Source organism: Skermania piniformis, assembly GCF_019285775.1.
In the GTDB taxonomy this organism is placed as follows: Bacteria; Actinomycetota; Actinomycetes; order Mycobacteriales; family Mycobacteriaceae; genus Skermania; species Skermania pinensis.
The window spans coordinates 2,383,537-2,403,737 of record NZ_CP079105.1 but is presented as its reverse complement, the minus strand read 5'-3'; the positions used below and the strand labels follow the sequence as shown (position 1 = coordinate 2,403,737).

17 protein-coding genes and 1 rRNA gene are annotated in these 20,201 nt (G+C 68.2%); 15 read left to right on the top strand and 3 right to left on the bottom strand.

Annotated elements, in window-relative coordinates; translation table 11 throughout:
• Positions 1 to 14: 14 nt before the first annotated feature.
• Genes KV203_RS11190 through KV203_RS11180 form a run of 3 tightly spaced genes read right to left on the bottom strand, consistent with a single transcriptional unit; the run spans position 15 to position 2,313 of the window.
• On the bottom strand, positions 15 to 1,718 hold the full coding sequence (locus KV203_RS11190; RefSeq protein ID WP_174522051.1) for an urease subunit alpha: 1,704 nt from the start codon (positions 1,716 to 1,718) through the stop codon (positions 15 to 17).
• Positions 1,719 to 2,045, bottom strand: coding sequence for an urease subunit beta (ureB, locus tag KV203_RS11185; protein WP_217995982.1), 327 nt, complete (start codon positions 2,043 to 2,045; stop codon positions 1,719 to 1,721).
• Positions 2,046 to 2,061: 16 nt separating this feature from the next.
• Positions 2,062 to 2,313: an urease subunit gamma gene (locus KV203_RS11180; protein WP_066470913.1), complete on the bottom strand. Its 252-nt coding sequence runs from the start codon at positions 2,311 to 2,313 to the stop codon at positions 2,062 to 2,064.
• 150 nt (positions 2,314 to 2,463) lie between these two features.
• Here KV203_RS11180 and KV203_RS11175 point away from each other — a divergent pair, with 150 nt between their 5' ends.
• The 15 genes from KV203_RS11175 (at position 2,464) to KV203_RS11105 (ending at position 19,788) form a co-directional block, all read left to right on the top strand.
• Positions 2,464 to 2,886 (top strand): hypothetical protein, encoded by a 423-nt coding sequence (locus KV203_RS11175; RefSeq protein WP_246600122.1) that lies wholly within the window; start codon positions 2,464 to 2,466, stop codon positions 2,884 to 2,886.
• Complete coding sequence (locus tag KV203_RS11170) at positions 2,883 to 3,896, top strand: hypothetical protein (RefSeq protein WP_066470635.1); 1,014 nt, start codon at positions 2,883 to 2,885, stop codon at positions 3,894 to 3,896. The genes KV203_RS11175 and KV203_RS11170 overlap by 4 nt, the downstream gene beginning before the upstream one ends.
• Positions 3,897 to 3,960: 64 nt before the next feature.
• Positions 3,961 to 5,007, top strand: coding sequence for an N-acetyl-gamma-glutamyl-phosphate reductase (gene argC, locus KV203_RS11165; protein WP_246600121.1), 1,047 nt, complete (start codon positions 3,961 to 3,963; stop codon positions 5,005 to 5,007).
• Positions 5,004 to 6,212, top strand: coding sequence for a bifunctional glutamate N-acetyltransferase/amino-acid acetyltransferase ArgJ (argJ, locus tag KV203_RS11160; RefSeq protein WP_066470631.1), 1,209 nt, complete (start codon positions 5,004 to 5,006; stop codon positions 6,210 to 6,212). The genes argC and argJ overlap by 4 nt, the downstream gene beginning before the upstream one ends.
• Complete coding sequence (gene argB, locus KV203_RS11155; protein WP_066470629.1) at positions 6,209 to 7,087, top strand: acetylglutamate kinase; 879 nt, start codon at positions 6,209 to 6,211, stop codon at positions 7,085 to 7,087. Before argJ ends, argB begins: the two co-directional genes overlap by 4 nt.
• Positions 7,084 to 8,283 carry an acetylornithine transaminase gene (locus tag KV203_RS11150; RefSeq protein WP_066470628.1) on the top strand — a complete coding sequence of 400 codons (1,200 nt, stop codon included), beginning with the start codon at positions 7,084 to 7,086 and terminating at the stop codon, positions 8,281 to 8,283. Before argB ends, KV203_RS11150 begins: the two co-directional genes overlap by 4 nt.
• A 91-nt stretch (positions 8,284 to 8,374) precedes the next feature.
• Entirely contained in the window at positions 8,375 to 9,307 is a 933-nt protein-coding gene (gene argF / locus KV203_RS11145; RefSeq protein ID WP_066470626.1) for an ornithine carbamoyltransferase, read from the top strand.
• Entirely contained in the window at positions 9,304 to 9,801 is a 498-nt protein-coding gene (locus KV203_RS11140; RefSeq protein ID WP_066470623.1) for an arginine repressor, read from the top strand. Before argF ends, KV203_RS11140 begins: the two co-directional genes overlap by 4 nt.
• Before the next feature lie 60 nt (positions 9,802 to 9,861).
• Entirely contained in the window at positions 9,862 to 11,076 is a 1,215-nt protein-coding gene (locus KV203_RS11135) for an argininosuccinate synthase (RefSeq protein WP_066470622.1), read from the top strand.
• A 2-nt stretch (positions 11,077 to 11,078) separates the two neighbouring features.
• The gene (gene argH, locus KV203_RS11130) at positions 11,079 to 12,548 is read left to right on the top strand and encodes an argininosuccinate lyase (RefSeq protein ID WP_066470620.1); all 1,470 of its coding nucleotides are present in this window, start codon (positions 11,079 to 11,081) and stop codon (positions 12,546 to 12,548) included.
• Between the two features lie 79 nt (positions 12,549 to 12,627).
• Complete coding sequence (locus KV203_RS11125) at positions 12,628 to 15,570, top strand: alpha/beta fold hydrolase (protein ID WP_246600946.1); 2,943 nt, start codon at positions 12,628 to 12,630, stop codon at positions 15,568 to 15,570.
• Positions 15,571 to 15,590: 20 nt separating this feature from the next.
• Positions 15,591 to 15,815: a Trm112 family protein gene (locus tag KV203_RS11120; protein WP_246600120.1), complete on the top strand. Its 225-nt coding sequence runs from the start codon at positions 15,591 to 15,593 to the stop codon at positions 15,813 to 15,815.
• A 69-nt stretch (positions 15,816 to 15,884) separates the two neighbouring features.
• A complete protein-coding gene (locus KV203_RS11115) occupies positions 15,885 to 16,496 on the top strand; it encodes a DNA-3-methyladenine glycosylase (RefSeq protein ID WP_066470613.1) in 612 nt (203 codons plus the stop codon).
• Complete coding sequence (tyrS, locus tag KV203_RS11110) at positions 16,493 to 17,773, top strand: tyrosine--tRNA ligase (protein WP_066470908.1); 1,281 nt, start codon at positions 16,493 to 16,495, stop codon at positions 17,771 to 17,773. The genes KV203_RS11115 and tyrS overlap by 4 nt, the downstream gene beginning before the upstream one ends.
• 493 nt (positions 17,774 to 18,266) lie before the next feature.
• Positions 18,267 to 19,788: ribosomal RNA gene (locus tag KV203_RS11105) — 16S ribosomal RNA — on the top strand.
• Positions 19,789 to 20,201: the final 413 nt, after the last annotated feature.

Genomic DNA, 20,201 nt, shown 5'->3' with positions numbered 1-20,201 from the left:
TCAGGACGACATCCTCAGAACATCGAATACAGCTGGGCCAGCGGCAACACCGCGGCCGGCGCCGGTTGCACCGGTTCGCCGTCGATCGCGATCGCGAACGTGTCCGGCTCGATCGCGATGTCCGGTAGCGCGTCGTTGTTGCGCAGGTCGGCCTTGCCGATCGCGCGGGTATCGCGTACTGCCGCCAGCCGTCGGCGCAGCCCCAACCGGTCGGCCAGGCCGTCGTCCAGCGCGGCCGGCGCGACGAAGCTGACGCTGTGGTCGGCGCCGGTCGCGTCCAGGAACGCCGGGCGCATCAGCACCGGCTGCGGGGTCGGGATGGACGCGTTCGGGTCGCCGAGGGCAGCCCAGACGAGGCCGCCGCCCTTGAGCACCACGGCTGGGCGCACCCCGAAGAACTTCGGCTCCCACAGCACCAGGTCGGCCAGCTTGCCGACCTCGATCGACCCGATCTCGTAATCCACGCCGTGCCCGATCGCCGGGTTGATCGTGTACTTCGCGACGTAGCGGCGGGCGCGTTCGTTGTCCGCCGGCAGCGCGTCGCCCAACGAACCCCGGCGCTGCTTCATCACGTGCGCGACCTGCCAGGTCCGGGTGATCACCTCGCCGATCCGGCCCATCGCCTGCGCATCCGACGAGGTGATCGACAGCGCGCCCATGTCGTGCAGAATGTCTTCGGCGGCAATCGTGGTCGCCCGAATCCGGGACTCGGCGAACGCCAGGTCCTCCGGCACCGCCGGATTCAGGTGATGGCACACCATCAGCATGTCCAGATGCTCGGCAACGGTGTTCACCGTGTGCGGCAACGTCGGATTCGTCGAGCCCGGAATCACGTTCGGCAGTCCGGCGATCGACAGGATATCCGGCGCATGCCCGCCGCCGGCACCCTCGACGTGGAAGGCGTGGATGCTGCGACCGCCGATCGCGGCGACCGTCGATTCGACGAAACCGGTCTCGTTCAGCGAATCCGAATGCAGCGCGACCTGCAGGCCCCATTCCTGCGCAGCGCGCAACGCCGCATCGATCGCGGCCGGCGTCGACCCCCAGTCCTCGTGCACCTTGTAGCCGGCCGCGCCACCCAACGCCTGCTCGGCCAGCCCGGGCAACGACACCGTGTTGCCCTTGCCGAGCAGCAGCACGTTGATCGGGAAAGGGTCCAGCGCGCGGTGCATGGCGGCCAGGTGCCACGGCCCGGGGGTGACCGTGGTGGCCTTGGAGCCCTCGGACGGCCCGGTGCCGCCGCCGACGATCGTGGTGATCCCGGTGGCCAGCGCCTCGTGGATCTGCGACGGCGACAGCAGGTGCACGTGCGAGTCGATGGCGCCGGCGGTGACGATCCGGCCCTCGCCGGAGATCACGTCGGTGCACGGGCCGATCACCAGCGCCGGGTCGACCCCGTCCGCGATGTCCGGATTACCCGCCCGGCCCAACCCGACGATCCGGCCGTCCCGAATGCCGATGTCGGCGCGGATGATGCCCCACCAGTCCAGCACGATCGCGTTGGTGATCACCGTGTCCAGAGCACCGTCCGCGCGGCTGCGGGTCGACTGCGCCATCGACTCGCGGATCGATTTGCCACCGCCGAACACCGCCTCCTCGCCACCGGCGGTGCGGTCGTCCTCGATCTCGATCCACAGGTCGGTGTCGCCGAGCCGTACCCGATCGCCGGTGGTCGGGCCGTACAGCGCGGCGTAGCGCGCCCGATCGATCCGCACCATCTACCGATTCCCTTCCCGGATCTGCAGGCCGGGCACCCGCCGGGCGCCGCGCAGGGCCACCGCGTCCACCCGGCGGGACGCGCCGGGTTCGAACCGCTGCGACGTCCCGGACGGGACGTCCAGCCGGAACCCTGCGGCGGCCGCCCGGTCGAAGGCCAACGCGGTGTTGGCGTCGGGCAGGTGCAGGTGCGACCCGATCTGCACCGGGCGGTCTCCGGTGTTCTCGATCACCAGGCTGATCCGCTCGGATTCGGTGCGGTCGGCGTTGAGTTCGATCTCGCCCGGCCGGATGCGATAACCGCCCGGGCCGTCGGTGCTGCCGGACATCACGGTCCTCTCGTGGTCAGTCGATCGGGTGGTGCAGCGTGACGAGTTTGCGTCCGTCCGGAAACGTCGCCTCCACCTGCACATCGGCCAGCATCTCCGGCACCCCGTCCATCACCTGGCTGCGGGTGAGCACCCGCCGGCCGGCCACCATCAGCTCGTCGACCGCGCTGCCGGCGCGGGCCTGCTCGATCACCCAGGTGGACAGCAACGCCACCGCTTCCGGGTAGTTGAGCCGGACGCCGCGAGCCAACCGGTCCCGGGCGACCATCCCTGCGGTGGCGAGCAGAAGCTTCTCGGTGTCGGCCGGACTGAAATGCACGCGGTCATTCTTGCAAGCCGACGTTTCGGCCTTGTTTCCAGCACGACCCCCGACATCACTACTCCGACCGCGCTTGTCGTGCGCGGGTAGCCTCGGTGCGTGATCGAGATCGACGAGGTGATCGCCCGGCTCCGGGCCGCCGACGACACGGAGGTGTTCGAGGTGATCCGGCGGGTCGCCGACGGGCGGCCCGGCCTCGCGGGCCTGGTTGCGGCGGCCGGACCCGTCCCGCCCGCCGTGGCCCCGCCGCCGGTGGTCGCCCCGCCGGCGACGCCGGTCGTCGAGTACACCGACGCGGGCGTGCCGACCTTCGAGAACGTTCGGGACAAGGTGGAACGTCGCGCGGGAACCGCGATCGGTGGCCAAGAGTTGGCTGCAGAGACACCCGCCGGTCGCTCCGCCGCGCAACAGTGGGCCGAGCGTGAGCGGGCCGGGCATGAGCGGCTGGCGCGGATCCGTGCTGAAATGCAGCAGCACGAGTCGGGAACCAACGAACCGAAGCAGGGAGAACAGAACCGGTGACCGCGGAACAGATCGCTCAACGTTTGCTTGACGCCCAGGTCGAATTCGTCCTGGCCGAGCTGGACGGAACTCGGTTCGCCGAGGTCGTCGCTCGGGACGTCGACGACGTCGTGGCCGTCGGGGCGAGCATGCGGACCCGCGACGTGGTCCGACCGGACGATGTGGTGGAGACGGTGCTGCGACTGCTCGACCAGGTCGGCGGCAGCGATATCGCCCGCGATGTCGTGCTCGCCTGTGCCGACGCGATCTACGCACATTCGGCGGCCGAGGAATATCGCTTGGGCGACCTGGTCGACCGCGCCGCCGCCGACGCGCTGGTAACGCAGGTGCTGTCGATGCGCCGGCTGCACGACCGTGCGCTCGATCGGCTCACCGAGAGCCCGCTGGTCGCCGAACTCGCGACGTTGTTCGTCAGCAAGATCGTCGGTGATTTCGTGCAGCAGGGCCGGGAGCGGGCGGAGAAGATTCCGGGCGTGGGCTCGATGTTCGCGATCGGGCAGAGTGCCGCGTCGCGGGTGCTCAAGGCCTCGGACCGGCTGGTCGGCGACGTGGCCGGCAAGGGCGCGCAATACGCGCTGCGCCGGACCAACGACGCGATCCGGGACGTGCTGGCCGACCCGTCGACCCGGCCGGCGGTGATGCAGGTCTGGGACCTGCACGCGGACGAACCGATCAGCGGCCTCCGCGACTACATGTCGGCGGACGAGCTCGACGGGTTGCTGGGGGCCGTTCGTGAGGTCGGCTTGACCAGCCGGAACAAGCCGTATGTGCGCGAGGCCGTGGTCGAATGCGTCGACGTCTTCTTCGCGCGGTACGGCGACCTCAGCCTGGCCGAGCTGCTGCCCGCCCTCGGCATCGGCAACGACGACATCGCGGCGGAGATCCTCCGCTTCGGGCCGGCGATCTTGGACGCAGCCCGGGCGAGCGGAGCATTGGCGACGTTGGTTCGCGACCGGCTGGAGCCCTTCTACACCGCCGAGTCGACGCTGGCGTTGCTCACCGTCGAGTAGCGCCCGTCGGGTCGGGGCCTCGAACCCGAATGCATGAGATTGCACATTCGTGCATAATCATGGTGTGAGTGGCTCGCCGATCCGGATAGCCGTCGCCGGTGCCAGCGGGTACGCCGGCGGCGAGATCCTGCGCCTGCTGTTACTGCATCCGGGCCTGCGCGACGGCCGACTGGAACTGGGTTCGTTGTGCGCGGCCGGCAATGCAGGTGAGCGGTTGGGCTCGATTTCGCCGCACCTGGTGCCGCTCGCCGACCGGGTGCTGGAACCCACCGACGTCGCGACGCTGCGGCAGCACGATCTGGTATTTCTCGCCTTGCCGCACGGTGCCTCGGCCGAGCTGGCCGCCGAACTGCCGCCGTCGACGCGGATCGTCGACTGCGGTGCCGATTTCCGGCTGACCGACCCGACGGCCTGGGCCCGCTGGTACGGCGGGGTGCATGCCGGCAGCTGGCCCTACGGGTTGCCGGAGCTGCCCGGCCTGCGGGCGCGGTTGCGCGGCGCCGGCCGGATCGCGGTGCCGGGTTGCTACCCGACGGCGGCCAGCCTCGCGCTGGCGCCGGCGGTGGCGGCCGGAATCGTGGCGCCGCGGGTGAGCGTGGTCGCGGTGAGCGGCACGTCCGGGGCGGGGAAGGCGCTCAAACCGAACCTGCTCGGCTCCGAGGTGATGGGTTCGGTCGGCGCGTACGGGGTCGGTGGCGTCCACCGGCACACCCCGGAGATCGCGCAGAACTTGTCGGCGGTGGCCGGTACACCGGTCACCGTGTCCTTCACCCCGATTCTCGCGCCGATGCCCCGCGGCATCCTGGCCACCTGCACTGCGGTGACCACCGTGGACGTCGACGAGGCACGCGCGGTGTATGCCGACGCCTACCGGGCCGAGCCGTTCGTGCACCTGCTGCCGGCGAACGTCTTCCCGCAGACCGGGTCGGTGCTCGGCAGCAACACCGTGTCGCTCGGCGTCACCGTGGACGCCGACGCCGGCCAACTGGTCGTGGTCGCCGCGATCGACAACCTGACCAAAGGCACCGCCGGCGGCGCGGTGCAATGCATGAACCTGGCCCTCGGATTCGACGAGACCGAGGGTTTGAGCACCGTGGGGGTGGCGCCGTGAGCACCGATGGAACTGTGCGGCTGGTTCGTACTCAAGGGGTGACCGCCGCCGCTGGCTTCCGGGCGGCGGGAATTGCTGCCGGGATCAAGCCGACCGGCGCGCTGGACTTGGCTTTGGTCTTCAACGAGGGTCCCGATCTGGCGGCGGCCGGCGTCTTCACCCGCAACCAGGTGCGGGCCGCGCCGGTGTTGTGGTCGCAGCAGGTATTGCGCAGCGGACGATTACGCGCCGTGGTGCTGAATTCGGGCGGGGCGAACGCCTGCACCGGCCCAGGCGGGTTCCAGGACACGCACGCAACTGCCGAGCAACTGGCCGGCGAGCTGAGCAACTGGGGCACCGAGACCGGTGCCGGCGAGGTGGCGGTGTGTTCCACCGGCCTGATCGGCGACCGGTTGCCGATGGACAAAGTGCTGCCGGGAATCACCGAGATCGTGCACGAGCTCGCCGGTGGGCTGTCCGGCGGTACCGATGCGGCGCACGCGATCATGACCACGGACACCGTCCCGAAGCAGGCGGCCGCGCATTACGCCGGGTGGAACGTGGGCGGCATGGCGAAGGGCGCCGGCATGCTCGCACCGTCGTTGGCAACCATGTTGGTGGTGCTCACCACCGACGTGGTCGCCACGCCGGACCAGCTCGATCACGCGTTGCGCGGGGCAACTCGGCTGACCTTCGATCGGCTCGACGTGGACGGCGCCTGCTCCACGAACGACACCGTGCTGCTGCTCGCGTCCGGTTCCAGCGGGCAGGCGGTACCGCAGGCGGAGCTCGACGCCGCGGTGTTCGCGGTGTGTGACGATCTGTCTGCGCAACTGATGGCGGACGCCGAGGGTGTCACCAAGCGGGTCAGCGTGACCGTCACGGGCGCGGCCAGCGAGGAGGACGCGGTCACCGCCGCCCGGACCGTGGCGCGGGACAGCCTGGTGAAGACGGCGTTGTTCGGTTCCGATCCGAACTGGGGCCGGGTTCTGGCTGCGGTCGGCATGGCGCCGGTGCAGCTGGAGCCGGACCGGATCACCGTGTCGTTCGACGACGTACCGGTTTTTGCCGACGGCGCCGGGGTACCCGGGGCGCGCGAGGTGGACCTGTCCGGGCCGGATATCGCACTCCGGATCGACCTCGGCGTCGGCGACGGTGCGGCCACGATCCGGACCACCGATCTGTCGCACGGCTACGTCGAAGAGAACTCGGCCTACAGCTCGTGATCGACGACCTGACCGCCGAGCAGAAGGCGCATGTCCTGGCCGACGCGTTGCCGTGGTTGCAGCAGTTGCACAACAAGATCGTCGTGGTCAAGTACGGCGGCAACGCGATGACCGACGACACGCTGAAGGCCGCGTTCGCCGCCGACATGGTGTTCCTGCGCACGGTCGGGGTGCACCCGGTGGTGGTGCACGGTGGCGGTCCGCAGATCAGCGCGATGCTGCGCCGGCTCGGGCTGGACGGGGCGTTCCAGGGCGGTTTCCGGGTCACCACACCCGAGGTGCTGGATGTGGCCCGGATGGTGCTGTTCGGTCAGGTCGGCCGGGAGCTGGTCGGGCTGATCAACGCGCACGGTCCGTACGCGGTCGGCCTGACCGGCGAGGACGCGCACCTGTTCACCGCGACCCGGCGCACCGTCGACGTGGACGGCGCGCCGACCGATATCGGCCTGGTCGGGGACGTGACGGCGGTGAACCCCGCGGCGGTGCACGACCTGATTCACGCCGGCCGGATCCCGGTGGTGTCCACCCTCGCCCCGGACGTGGACGGGGTGGTGCACAACGTGAATGCCGATACCGCGGCCGCGGCGTTGGCCGAGGGACTGGGTGCGGCCCGGCTGATCATGCTCACCGATGTCGAGGGGCTGTACACCGCTTGGCCCGACCGCGGCTCGTTGGTCTCCCGGATCACGGCTCGGCAGCTCGCGGAGGTGCTTCCGCGGTTGGCCGCGGGCATGGTGCCGAAGATGGAGGCGTGTCTGCGGGCGGTGCTCGGTCGGGTGCCCAGCGCGCACGTCATCGACGGCCGAGTACCGCATTCGGTGTTGCTCGAGCTGTTCACCGGTGCCGGGATCGGCACGATGGTGACGCCGACATGAGCGGCGCCGGCGGGAACGACTCCGCGACGGCGGCGTTGCAGCGGCGCTGGTCGAACGCGCTGATGGACAACTACGGGGTACCGGCGGTGGCACTGACCCGCGGGGCCGGCGCGGTGGTCTGGGATGCCGACGGCCGCGAGTATCTGGATCTGCTCGGTGGGATCGCGGTCAATCTGCTCGGGCACGGTCACCCGGCGATCGCCGCGGCGGTCGGCGCGCAGCTTGCCACCCTGGGCCACACCTCCAACCTGTACGCCACCGAGCCCACGATCGAGTTGGCCGAGCGACTGGTCGGCGAGCTCGGCGTCGCCGGTCGGGTGTTCTTCGCCAACTCCGGCGCCGAGGCGAACGAGGCCGCGTTCAAGATCTCCCGGTTGACCGGGCGGACCCGGATCATCGCCGCGGACAAGGCATTCCACGGCCGGACCATGGGCGCGCTGGCGCTCACCGGGCAACCTGCCAAACGAGCGCCGTTCGAGCCGTTACCACCGGACGTGGTGCATGTTCCGTTCGGTGACACCCGCGCGCTGACCGCCGCGGTGGACGACGCAACCGCGGCGGTGATCCTGGAGCCGATCATGGGCGAAAGCGGGGTGATCGTCCCGCCGGAGGGCTATCTGGCCGCCGCCCGGGAGATCACCAGCCGGCATGGTGCGCTGCTGATCCTGGACGAGGTGCAGACCGGGATCGGCCGCACCGGGTGGTTCTATGCCCACCAGGCGGTCGGCATCGTCCCGGACGTGATCACGCTGGCCAAAGGCCTGGGCGGGGGGCTGCCGATCGGTGCGACCATCGCTACCGGTGCGGCTGCGGACCTGCTCACGCCGGGGACCCACGGCAGTACGTTCGGCGGCAACCCGGTGTGCGCCGCCGCCGCGTTGGCGGTGCTGCGCACCGTTGCCGCGGACGACCTGGTGTCGCGGGCGCACGAGCTCGGCAAGACCTTGGCAGATCGGATCGAATCGACCGGTCACCCGCTGGTCGATCATGTTCGGGGGGCGGGTCTGTTGCTCGGCATCGTGCTCACCGCCGAGCAGGCCCGGGCGGTGGAGCTGTCCGCGCGGGACGCGGGCTTCTTGGTCAACGCCGCCGCACCGGACGTCATCCGGCTGGCGCCACCGCTGATTCTCACCGACGCGCAGGCCGAGTCGTTCGTGGCCGCCCTGCCGGCGATTCTGGACGGAGTTCACCGATGAACCGCACCCCCGTTCCGCAGCCGCACCGGAGATCGGCCGCGAAATCCGGTGCGGGAACGCAGCAGGGGTGCCTCGGGTGGGGAGCCACGGGGTGAGCGGCGTGCGGCACTTTCTCCGCGACGACGACCTGAGCCCGGCCGAGCAGGCACAGGTACTCGCGCTGGCGGCGGACCTGAAGGCGGCACCGTACTCGCGCCGCCCGCTGGAGGGGCCGCGCGCGGTCGGGGTGATCTTCGAGAAGAACTCCACCCGTACCCGGTTCTCCTTCGAGGTCGGTATCGCCCAGCTCGGCGGGCACGCGGTCGTGGTGGACGGCCGTAGTACCCAGCTGGGTCGGGAGGAGACGCTCGCCGACACCGGACGGGTGCTGTCCCGATTCGTCGACGCGGTGGTCTGGCGCACCTTCGGTCAGGATCGGCTCGACGAGATGGCCGGTACGGCGACGATTCCGGTGATCAACGCGTTGTCCGACGAGTTCCATCCGTGCCAGGTGTTGGCCGATCTCCAGACCATCGCCGAACACAAGGGCCGGCTGACCGGGCTGAACCTCACCTACCTCGGTGACGGCGCCAACAACATGGCCCACTCGCTGCTGGTCGGCGGCGCCACGGCCGGGCTGAACGTGACCGTGGCCGCGCCGGCCGGATTCGAGCCGCAGCACACGGTGCTGGCCGCCGCGCAGGCCAGAGCTGCCGAAACCGGGTCGTGCGTTCGGGTCTGTGCCGATCCACGGGCCGCCGTCGACGGAGCGGATGTGCTGGTGACCGATACCTGGACCTCGATGGGCCAAGAGGACGACGGCTTGGACCGGGTCGGCCCGTTCCGGCCGTTCCGGATCGACGCCGCGTTGCTGGATCGGGCCGACGCGGCGGCGGTGGTACTGCACTGCCTGCCTGCACACCGCGGTGAAGAGATCACCGACGAGGTGTTGGACGGTCCACGTTCGGTGGTCTGGGACGAGGCGGAGAACCGGTTGCACGCCCAGAAGGCGTTGCTGGTCTGGCTGCTGGAGCAGCGGACATGACCGCCCAGAATGCCGCTGCTGCGGTACGCACCCGCGCCGCGCGGCATGCCCGGATCGTCGAGCTGCTGGCCGCCCATCCGGTGCACAGTCAGGCCGAGCTGGCCGAATTGCTGGGCGCCGAGGGGATCGAGACCACCCAGGCCACTCTGTCGCGCGACCTGGAGGAGCTGGGCGCGGTCAAACTGCGCGGCGCCGACGGCGGAGTCGGTGTGTACGTGGTGCCGGAGGACGGCAGCCCGGTCCGCGGGGTGTCCGGCGGCACCGACCGGGTGGCGCGGCTGCTGGGGGAGCTGCTGGTCTCGACCGAGGCCAGCGGCAATCTGGTGGTCCTGCGAACCCCGCCGGGCGCCGCACAGTACCTCGCCAGCGCGTTGGACCGGGCCGCGCTGGCCGAGATCGCCGGCACCATCGCCGGTGACGACACGATCATCGTCGTTGCCCGGGAACCCACCACCGGCGCCGACCTGGCTGCCCGGATCGAACACCTCGCTTGACGCGACTCCCGCACAACCGATCAACCCGCAGGACCCCGTAACACGAAGGAGACCCGAACCATGTCCGATCGCGTCGTTCTCGCTTACTCCGGCGGCCTGGACACGTCGGTGGCGATCAGCTGGATAGGCAAGGAAACCGGCGCCGAGGTGGTCTGTGTGTCGATCGACCTGGGCCAGGGCGGCGAGGACATGGAGGTGGTGCGCCGGCGTGCGCTCGACTGCGGTGCGGTCGAGTCGGTGGTGATCGATGCGCGTAACGAGTTCGCCGACGACTACTGCCTGCCCACGGTGCAGGCGAACGCGCTGTACATGGATCGCTACCCGCTGGTGTCCGCGATCAGCCGGCCGCTGATCGTGAAACATCTGGTCGCTGCGGCCCGGGCGCACGGCGGCACCGTGGTATCACACGGCTGCACCGGCAAGGGCAACGATCAGGTCCGATTCGAGGTCGGCTTCAACACGTTGGCGCCGGACCTGCAGGTCCTCGCCCCGGTGCGGGACTACGCCTGGACCCGCGAGCGGGCGATCGCGTTCGCCGAGGACAACGGCATCCCGATCAACGTGACCAAGCGATCCCCGTTCTCGATCGATCAGAATGTCTGGGGGCGCGCGGTCGAGACCGGCTTCCTGGAGGATCTGTGGAACGCGCCGACCAAGGACGTCTACGACTACACCCAGGACCCGACGCTGAACTTCGCCGCGCCGGACGAGCTGATCATCACCTTCGAGCGGGGCCGGCCGGTCGCGATCGACGGCCGGCCGGTGTCGGTGCTGGACGCGATCGTCGAGCTCAACCGGCGGGCCGGAGCGCAGGGCGTCGGTCGGCTCGACGTCGTCGAGGACCGGCTGGTCGGGATCAAGAGCCGGGAGATCTACGAGGCCCCGGGTGCGATGACGCTGATCACCGCGCACCAGGAGCTCGAGCACGTCACGCTCGAGCGGGAATTGGGTCGGTACAAGCGGCAACTCGAGCAACGCTGGAGCGAGCTGGTCTACGACGGCTTGTGGTTCTCGCCGCTGAAGGAAGCGCTCGATGTCTTCGTGACCAAGACCCAGGAGCACGTCGGCGGCGACATCCGGCTGGTTTTGCACGGCGGCCAGGTGATCGTCAACGGTCGGCGCAGCTTGTCCTCGCTCTACGACTTCAACCTCGCGACCTACGACGAAGGTGACCGCTTCGACCAGTCGGCGGCGAAGGGTTTCGTGCAGTTGCACGGGCTGTCCTCGACGATCGCCGCGAAGCGCGACCGCGACGTGCGGGAGCTCGGCCGGTGAGCGTGCCGTCCCCGGCCACCGACCAGCCCACCACGAACCAGGGGGCGCTCTGGGGCGGCCGGTTCAGTGCCGGTCCGGCCGCCGCGATGGCGGCGCTGAGCCGCTCCACCCAGTTCGATTGGGTGCTCGCGCCCTACGACGTGCGCGCGTCCCGCGCGCACGCCAAGGTTCTGCACCGGGCCGGTCTGCTCGACGGCGGCGAGCTGGCGGCGATGCAGGACGGGTTGGACCGATTGGCCGTCGATGTCGCGTCGGGCGTATTCGTCCCGGCCGAGACCGACGAAGACGTGCACGGCGCGCTGGAACGCGGATTGATCGAGCGGGTCGGGCCGGATCTGGGGGGCCGGCTGCGGGCCGGGCGCTCGCGTAACGACCAGGTCGCCACGCTGTTCCGGATGTGGTTACGCGACGCGGTCCGGCGGGTCGGTGCCGGGCTGCTGGACGTGGTCGACGCGCTGGCCGGACAGGCCGCCGCACATCCGGATGCGGTCATGCCGGGCAAGACCCATCTCCAGGCCGCACAGCCGGTTCTGCTACCGCATCATCTACTCGCGCACGCCCATCCGTTGCTGCGCGATATCGACCGGCTGCAGGATTTCGATCGTCGGACGGCGGTGTCGCCGTACGGATCGGGCGCGCTGGCCGGGTCGTCGCTCGGACTGGACCCGGACGCGATCGCCGCCGATCTCGGTTTCGCGACAGCCGCTGCGAATTCGATCGATGCCACGTCGGCCCGCGACTTCGCGGCCGAGGCGGCGTTCGTCCTGGCATTGATCGCGGTCGATCTTTCTCGCCTGGCCGAAGACGTGATCGCCTGGAGCACGCCGGAGTTCGGCTATGTGACGCTGGCCGACGCCTGGTCGACCGGTTCGTCGATCATGCCGCAGAAGAAGAACCCGGACGTCGCCGAGCTGACCCGGGGCAAGGCCGGCCGGCTGATCGGCAACCTGGCCGGGCTCCTGGCCACCTTGAAGGCGCAGCCGTTGGCCTACAACCGGGACCTACAGGAGGACAAGGAGCCGCTGTTCGACTCGGTGGCACAACTGGAGTTGCTCCTGCCGGCACTCGCCGGGATGGTCGGCACGCTGGAGTTCCACACCGATCGGATGGCCGAGCTGGCGCCGGCGGGGTTCACCTTGGCTACCGATATCGCCGAATGGCTCGTCCGGGCGGGCGTGCCGTTCCGGGTATCGCACGAGGCAGCCGGCGCCTGTGTCCGGGTCGCCGAGGCGCGCGGCGTGGGGCTGGCCGAGCTGACCGACGACGAGTTCGCCGCGATCGACCCGGCCCTCACCCCGGCCGTGCGCGACGTGCTCACCGTGCGCGGTTCGATCGCGTCCCGGGATGCGCGGGGCGGTACCGCCGAGGTGCGGGTCGCCGAGCAGCTCGCCGCCGTCCGGCGGGTCGCCGGCAGCTTGCGCGGCTGGACCGACGGAGCGGCTGGGCCGGCAGCGCCGAGCGGAACTTTATGACAAGCTCAGGGGGTCGTTGATCGATGTGGCGTCAGTCACCGCGGTGGTGGGAGCAGTTGTGGAGGATCGGAACGTGGGCATCGTCGGCCAGGTGCAGCGGCTGATCGCGACAGCGCAGAACGGGCTCGAAGTGATCCGGTTCGGCGGACTCGCGACCGACGACGAGTCGTCCCCCTTCGAGGTCGTCGAGCGGAAGCCGAACTTTCGGCTCCGACACTACTTCCCCGGCGACGACACCCCGGACCGACCGGTCGCGCTGCTGATCCCCCCGCTGATGGTCGCCGCCGACGTCTACGACGTGACCACCGACAAGGGCGCGATCGGCATCCTGTCCCGCGCGGGCATCGATACGTGGGTGGTCGACTTCGGTGCACCGGAGACCGAGGAGGGCGGCTGGAAACGCGATCTCGCCGACCACGTGGTCGCCTGCAACGACGCCATCGACGCGGTGCTGCGCCGCACCGGCGGCCGGCCGATCCACCTGGCCGGCTACTCCCAGGGTGGCATGTTCGGCTATCAGGTCGCGGCGTTCCGCCGGACCGACGGAATCGCCAGCTTGATCACCTTCGGCAGCCCGGTCGATCTGGTTGCGGGGCTCCCGTTCGGGCTCCCGGCCGATTTCACCTCGTCGGTGGCGGAGTTCATCGCCGATCACGTGGTGAGCCGGTTCTCGCTCAGCGACTCGATGGTTCGCACCGGCTTCCAGCTGCTCGATCCGGTGAAGACGGTGCGGGCCCGGGTCGATTTCGTCCGGCAGCTGCACGACCGGGAAGCGTTGTTGCCCCGGGAGCGGCAGCGTCGATTCCTGGAACAGGACGGTTGGGTCGGCTACGCCGGCCCGGCGCTCGCCGATCTGCTCAAGCAGTTCGTGGTCCACAACCGGATGGTTTCCGGCGGTTTCGTGATCGCCGACCAACCGGTGACCCTGGCCGAGATCACCTGCCCGATCCTGGCGTTCGTCGGCGAGCTGGACGACATCGGGGTGCCGGCGGCGGTGCGTGGCATCAAGCGGGCCGCACCGAATGCCGACATCTACGAGATGCGCCTGCGTGCAGGGCATTTCGGACTGGTCGCGGGTAATACCGCGGCCACGATCACCTGGCCGTTGGTGGCCGACTGGGTGCGGTGGCGCGATGGCGTCGGATCGATGCCGGACATGATCGAGCCGATGCTGGAGGATGATCCCGACCAGCACCGCCCGCCCACCCCGGTCGAGCGGATGATGCACACGGCGGCCACGGCCGCCGAGGTCGGCACCACCGTCAGTCGCGGCATCATCGGTTTCGCCGGTAGCCGGATCCGCAGCAGCGTCGAGTTCTCCGGCGAGGCGGCGCGGGCGCTGCCGCGGCTTTCCCGGCTGGGCCAGTTGCAGCCGCACACCCAGATCTCGTTGGGCAGCATGCTCGCCGAGCAGGGCCGCCGGGCGCCGCTGGGGCAGAGCTTCATCTTCGACGACCGGGTACATACCAACGCCGCGGTGAACACCCGGATCGACAATGTGGTGAAAGGCCTCATCCAGGCCGGGGTCCGCCCGGCCGGCCGGGTCGGGGTGCTGATGGAGACACGGCCGTCCGGTTTGGCGGCGGTGGCGGCGTTGTCCCGACTCGGCGCGGTCTCGGTCCTGCTCGCCCCCGGCGGAGACCTCGCTGCGGCGATCCGATTGACCGGGATCTCGACGCTGATCACCGATCCGCAGAACGTCGCGGCGGCGGCGACCGCCGGCTGCAAGGTGCTGGTGCTCGGCGGTGGCGACGCGCGTGGACTTTCGGTGCCGACCGGCGAACGCGTGGTGGATCTGGAACAGATCGACCCGGACCTGGTCGATGTGCCCGGGTGGTATCGACCCAACCCGGGGCTCGCCCGGGAGCTGGCGTTCATCCTGGTCGCCGGCTCCGGCGACGGAATGGAAGCCAAGTACATCACCAACTATCGGTGGGCGTTGTCCGCGTTCGGCACCGCCAGCTCGGCCGATCTGGATCGCGGCGACACGGTGTACTGCCTGGCTCCGCTGCACCACTCGTCGGGCCTGCTGGTGAGCCTCGGCGGTGCGGTTGCCGGCGGCTCGCGAATCGCGCTGGCACGCTCGATGGAGCCGGCAAAGTTCGCCGAGGAGGTACATCGCTACGGCGTCACGGTGGTGACCTACACCTGGACGATGCTGCGCGAGATCCTGGACGCAGATGTATTCGGCCCGCAGCACCAGCACCCCATCCGGCTGTTCATCGGGTCGGGGATGCCACCCGGATTGTGGCGGCGCACCGTCGACCAGTTCACCCCCGCCCGCGTGCTGGAGTTCTACGCTGCCACCGAAGGTGACATCGTGTTGGCGAACGTGGCCGGGGTCAAGGCGGGTTGCGAGGGCCGACCGGTGCCGGGTACCGCCTCGGTCGAGCTGGCCGCCTACGACCCGATCGCCGACGAGTTCGAGGTGGACAACCGTGGCTTCGTCCGACGGTGTGCGGACGACGAGGTGGGTCTGCTGCTGAGCAAGGCGAGTCCGGTGGTAGACGCGTCGAAGGACGGTATGCGCGGGGTGTTCGCCGCGGGCGACGCCTGGCTGCCGACCGAGAGCTTGTTCCGGCGGGACCGGGACGGCGACTACTGGTTGGTCGACAACAAGCACACGGTGATCGACACCGCACGGGGTCCGGTGTTCACCCAACCGATCGCCGGTGCCTTGAACGAAATCTCCGCAGTGGATCTGGAAGTTGTCTACGGGCTGCCCGCCGCCGAGCAGCGTCAGGTTGCGGTGGCGGCGGTCTCCGTGCGCAAGGGTTATCGGCTGGAGGTGCAGGATCTGACCGACGGCATGTACGGCTTGGTCGCCGCGCAGCGCCCGGACGTCGTTCATGTGGTCGACGACATTCCGGTCGGTGCGTCCTACCGGCCCAGCGCAGCCGCGGTGCGGGCTGCCGGGCGGCCCCAACCGGGTCCGCGGGCGTGGTACTACGACTGGCGTGACGGTCACTACAAGGAGCTCACCGTGGCGATGGCGAAAGAGATTTTCGGCGAACCGGAATGATCGACGCTAACGTGTGCGGGGTGGACGAGACTCTGCTGAGCATCCTGGCCTGTCCGAAGGACAAAGGACCGCTGCTGCTGGTACGCGGCATCGGCATCGACCCGGTCGACGAACTCTTCTACAACCCGCGATTGCGGCTGGCCTATCCGATCGAGGACGGCATTCCGGTGTTGCTGGTCGATGACGCCCGTTCGATCACCGATCCGGCCGAGCACGAGGATTTACTGGCGCGCGCTGCTCGATGAGCCGGCCGCTCGGACAGTGCCGCGAAAGGTGCGCAGCCGGGTACCGCATCGGCAGGAGAAATCGGCCCGATGACGGTCGACCAGCTCGCCGCCGATCCGGTGACCGCCGCCGTCCGGCTGCTCGGCGCCACCCTGACGACCGGGCCGGTCACCGTGCGCATCGTCGAGGTCGAGGCCTACGGGTCCGATCCAGCCGGACCGTGGCCGGACCCGGCCGCGCACTCCTATCCGGGCCCGACCTCGCGCAATCAGGTCATGTTCGGGCCGCCGGGGCGGCTCTACGTCTACCTGAGCTACGGCATTCACCGCTGTGTGAACGTCGTCTGCGGTCCGCCCGGTGCGGCGGCGGCGGTGCTGCTGCGGGCAGGTGAAGTGATCGCGGGGGCGGATCTGGTCCGGGACCGCCGTCCGGCGGCGCGACAGCCGGCCGATTTCGCGCGCGGACCGGGGAATCTGGGCCGGGCGCTCGGCATCACACTCGACGACTACGGTGTCGACCTGCTGTCGGCGCGATCGCCGATCCGGCTGCAGCTGGCCGCTCCGATGCGCGCCGAGCGAGGCCCGCGCGTCGGTGTCAGCGTCGCCGCCGACCGGCCATGGCGGCTGTGGCTGCCCGGCTCGGCCGCGGTTTCCGGGTATCGCCGCAGCCCGCGTGCGCCGGCGGTCGGGGTTGCGGAATGATCCGTACCGTGAACGACATCGTCGACGAACTCAGCTGGCGCGGTCTGATATCGCAGTCGACCGATCTCGCCGAGCTGCACGCGGCTGCGGCCGCCGGCCCGTTGACCGTCTACTCGGGCTTCGACCCGACCGCACCGAGCCTGCATGCCGGGCACCTGGTGCCGTTGTTGACGATGTCGAGGTTCCAGCGCGCCGGCCACCGACCGATCGTGCTCGCCGGTGGTGCCACCGGGTTGATCGGCGATCCGCGCGAGGTCGGCGAGCGCGCGATGCACTCGACCGACACGGTCGCCGAATGGGCCGAGCGGATCCGATCCCAGTTGGCGCGGTTCATCGAGTTGGGCGATGCGCCGTCTGCCGGGCGGATCGTCGACAACGTGGAATGGACCGCCGGGATGTCCGCGATCGACTTCTTGCGGGACGTCGGCAAACACTTTTCGGTGAACGTGATGCTCGGCCGGGACGTCGTGAAACGACGGCTGGATACCGACGGGATCTCCTTCACCGAGTTCAGCTATATGTTGTTGCAGGCCAACGACTATCTGCACTTGCGTCGGTCGTACGGCTGCACCGTGCAGGTCGGTGGCTCGGATCAGTGGGGAAATATCCTCGCCGGGGTCGATCTCAACCGCAAGGTCGACGGCGCCCACGTGCATGCGCTGACCGTGCCGCTGGTCACCGCGGCGGATGGGAAGAAGTTCGGCAAGTCCACCGGCGGTGGGAGCCTGTGGCTCGACTCGGAGATGACCAGCCCGTATGCCTGGTACCAGTACTTCCGCAACACCGCGGATGCGGACGTCGTCCGGTACCTGCGTTGGTTCACCTTTCTGACCGCCGATGAGCTGGCCGAACTCGCGGCAGCGACCGAGCAACGGCCACAGGATCGAGAAGCGCAGCGCCGCTTGGCCGCCGAGATGACGACGTTGGTGCACGGGGCCGAGCAGACCCGCCGGGTCGAGCTGGCCAGCCAGGCGCTTTTCGGCCGGGCGGAGCTCGGCGAGTTGGACAGCGCGACGCTCGGTGCGGCGTTGGCCGAAGCGTCGATCGCCGAGTTGCCGGCCGGGCAACCGACGATCGTGGACCTGTTGGTCGCCACCGGCCTGAGTGAGAGCCGCGCGGCGGCTCGGCGCACGGTGGGCGAGGGCGGTGCGTCGGTGAACAACCAGCGAATCGGCTCGGTGGACTGGACACCGGACTCCGACGACTTCCTCCACGACCGGTGGCTCGTCCTGCGTCGCGGAAAGCGGAACGTAGCCGGCGTCAGCCGCACGCTCTGACCTGCGGTTTCGGGTTCGGATGTGAGCTGTGTCGCACCGAGTTGACGAACCGGTATCGAGCCTGTAACTTAGTTCAAGTCAGCGAGACACGATCTGCTGCGCCTGGCCCGGGAGACCGAGCCGAGCACTAAGATGTAGCTGATAAATCCGAGACTAAACTACTCAGTCTTCGGGCGCGCCGATTTGACAGGCGTGATCGAAGCGAGATAGTTTGTGCGGGTTGCGCCGGGAAGTTGGAGACAATTATCCGGTGTGTGTGTTGTTTGAGAACTCGATAGTGTGTTGATGGATGTTGGTGCCATTGTTTGGCTCGCATTTGTCTGGGTGCAGGCCTTTAGGGGTTTGTGTTTGGGTGGGTGTGGGTTTTGTTTTTTTGTCAACATTTTGTGTTGGCGTTTTTGTTGAGTGGAATGTGGTTCTGCTCTCGTTTATTTCTGATACATGCTGTGTGTTCCCGCCTTTTGTGTGGGGGTGTGTGGTGTGTTGTTGGTTGTCGACGGAGAGTTTGATCCTGGCTCAGGACGAACGCTGGCGGCGTGCTTAACACATGCAAGTCGAACGGTAAGGCCTTCGGGTACACGAGTGGCGAACGGGTGAGTAACACGTGGGTGATCTGCCCTGGACTCTGGGATAAGCTTGGGAAACTGGGTCTAATACCGGATATGACCATGCTGCGCATGTGGTGTGGTGGAAAGCTTTTGCGGTCTGGGATGGGCCCGCGGCCTATCAGCTTGTTGGTGGGGTAATGGCCTACCAAGGCGACGACGGGTAGCCGGCCTGAGAGGGTGTCCGGCCACACTGGGACTGAGACACGGCCCAGACTCCTACGGGAGGCAGCAGTGGGGAATATTGCACAATGGGCGGAAGCCTGATGCAGCGACGCCGCGTGGGGGATGACGGCCTTCGGGTTGTAAACCTCTTTCGGTTGGGACGAAGCCTTTCGGGGTGACGGTACCTTCAGAAGAAGCACCGGCCAACTACGTGCCAGCAGCCGCGGTAATACGTAGGGTGCGAGCGTTGTCCGGAATTACTGGGCGTAAAGAGCTCGTAGGCGGTTTGTCGCGTCGATCGTGAAAACTCGCAGCTCAACTGTGGGCGTGCGGTCGATACGGGCAGACTTGAGTACTGCAGGGGAGACTGGAATTCCTGGTGTAGCGGTGAAATGCGCAGATATCAGGAGGAACACCGGTGGCGAAGGCGGGTCTCTGGGCAGTAACTGACGCTGAGGAGCGAAAGCGTGGGTAGCGAACAGGATTAGATACCCTGGTAGTCCACGCCGTAAACGGTGGGCGCTAGGTGTGGGTTTCCTTCCACGGGATCCGTGCCGTAGCTAACGCATTAAGCGCCCCGCCTGGGGAGTACGGCCGCAAGGCTAAAACTCAAAGGAATTGACGGGGGCCCGCACAAGCGGCGGAGCATGTGGATTAATTCGATGCAACGCGAAGAACCTTACCTGGGTTTGACATACACCAGACGCTGGTAGAGATATCAGTTCCCTTGTGGTTGGTGTACAGGTGGTGCATGGCTGTCGTCAGCTCGTGTCGTGAGATGTTGGGTTAAGTCCCGCAACGAGCGCAACCCTTGTCCTGTATTGCCAGCGCGTTATGGCGGGGACTTGCAGGAGACTGCCGGGGTCAACTCGGAGGAAGGTGGGGACGACGTCAAGTCATCATGCCCCTTATGTCCAGGGCTTCACACATGCTACAATGGCCGGTACAGAGGGTTGCGATATCGTGAGGTGGAGCGAATCCCTTAAAGCCGGTCTCAGTTCGGATCGGGGTCTGCAACTCGACCCCGTGAAGTCGGAGTCGCTAGTAATCGCAGATCAGCAATGCTGCGGTGAATACGTTCCCGGGCCTTGTACACACCGCCCGTCACGTCATGAAAGTCGGTAACACCCGAAGCCCGTGGCCTAACCCCTTTGTGGGAGGGAGCGGTCGAAGGTGGGATCGGCGATTGGGACGAAGTCGTAACAAGGTAGCCGTACCGGAAGGTGCGGCTGGATCACCTCCTTTCTAAGGAGCATCATCACTGCCTCACATTGTGTGGGGTGGGGGTGGCCATGCCGGTCCCGTGGGTGGGCTGGGTGGTTGCTCGAGTGGCGTGGAACGCTGGCATCCGTATCTCGGTTCTCGTCTCCCTGTGTGGGGGTGGGGGTTGGGGTGGTCAACACACTGTCGGGTCCTGAGGCAACACGCGTTGTTGTTTCTGGTGGTGCCGATCTCCGGGTCGCCTACATCGACTCTCTGCTTTGTTTCCCCTGGTTATTTTCTCTCACTTGTTTTTTGGTGGGGGGTTGGGGGATGTGCGGGGGGTGTCTGGTGGGTGATGTGTGATGGGGGTTGGTGGGTGTTGTTTGAGAACTGGACAGTGGACGTAGAGCATCTTTGATAAACACTCTTGTGTGAAAGCACTCGGTGTGTTTTGT

Coding starts and splice junctions, on each gene's coding strand:
- KV203_RS11140 (WP_066470623.1), top strand. CDS start 9,304: ATGACCGCCCAGAATGCCGCTGCTGCGGTACGCACCCGCGCCGCGCGG.
- tyrS (WP_066470908.1), top strand. CDS start 16,493: ATGATCCGTACCGTGAACGACATCGTCGACGAACTCAGCTGGCGCGGT.
- ureB (WP_217995982.1), bottom strand. CDS start 2,045: ATGTCCGGCAGCACCGACGGCCCGGGCGGTTATCGCATCCGGCCGGGC.
- KV203_RS11150 (WP_066470628.1), top strand. CDS start 7,084: ATGAGCGGCGCCGGCGGGAACGACTCCGCGACGGCGGCGTTGCAGCGG.
- KV203_RS11135 (WP_066470622.1), top strand. CDS start 9,862: ATGTCCGATCGCGTCGTTCTCGCTTACTCCGGCGGCCTGGACACGTCG.
- KV203_RS11115 (WP_066470613.1), top strand. CDS start 15,885: ATGACGGTCGACCAGCTCGCCGCCGATCCGGTGACCGCCGCCGTCCGG.
- KV203_RS11190 (WP_174522051.1), bottom strand. CDS start 1,718: ATGGTGCGGATCGATCGGGCGCGCTACGCCGCGCTGTACGGCCCGACC.
- KV203_RS11180 (WP_066470913.1), bottom strand. CDS start 2,313: ATGGTCGCCCGGGACCGGTTGGCTCGCGGCGTCCGGCTCAACTACCCG.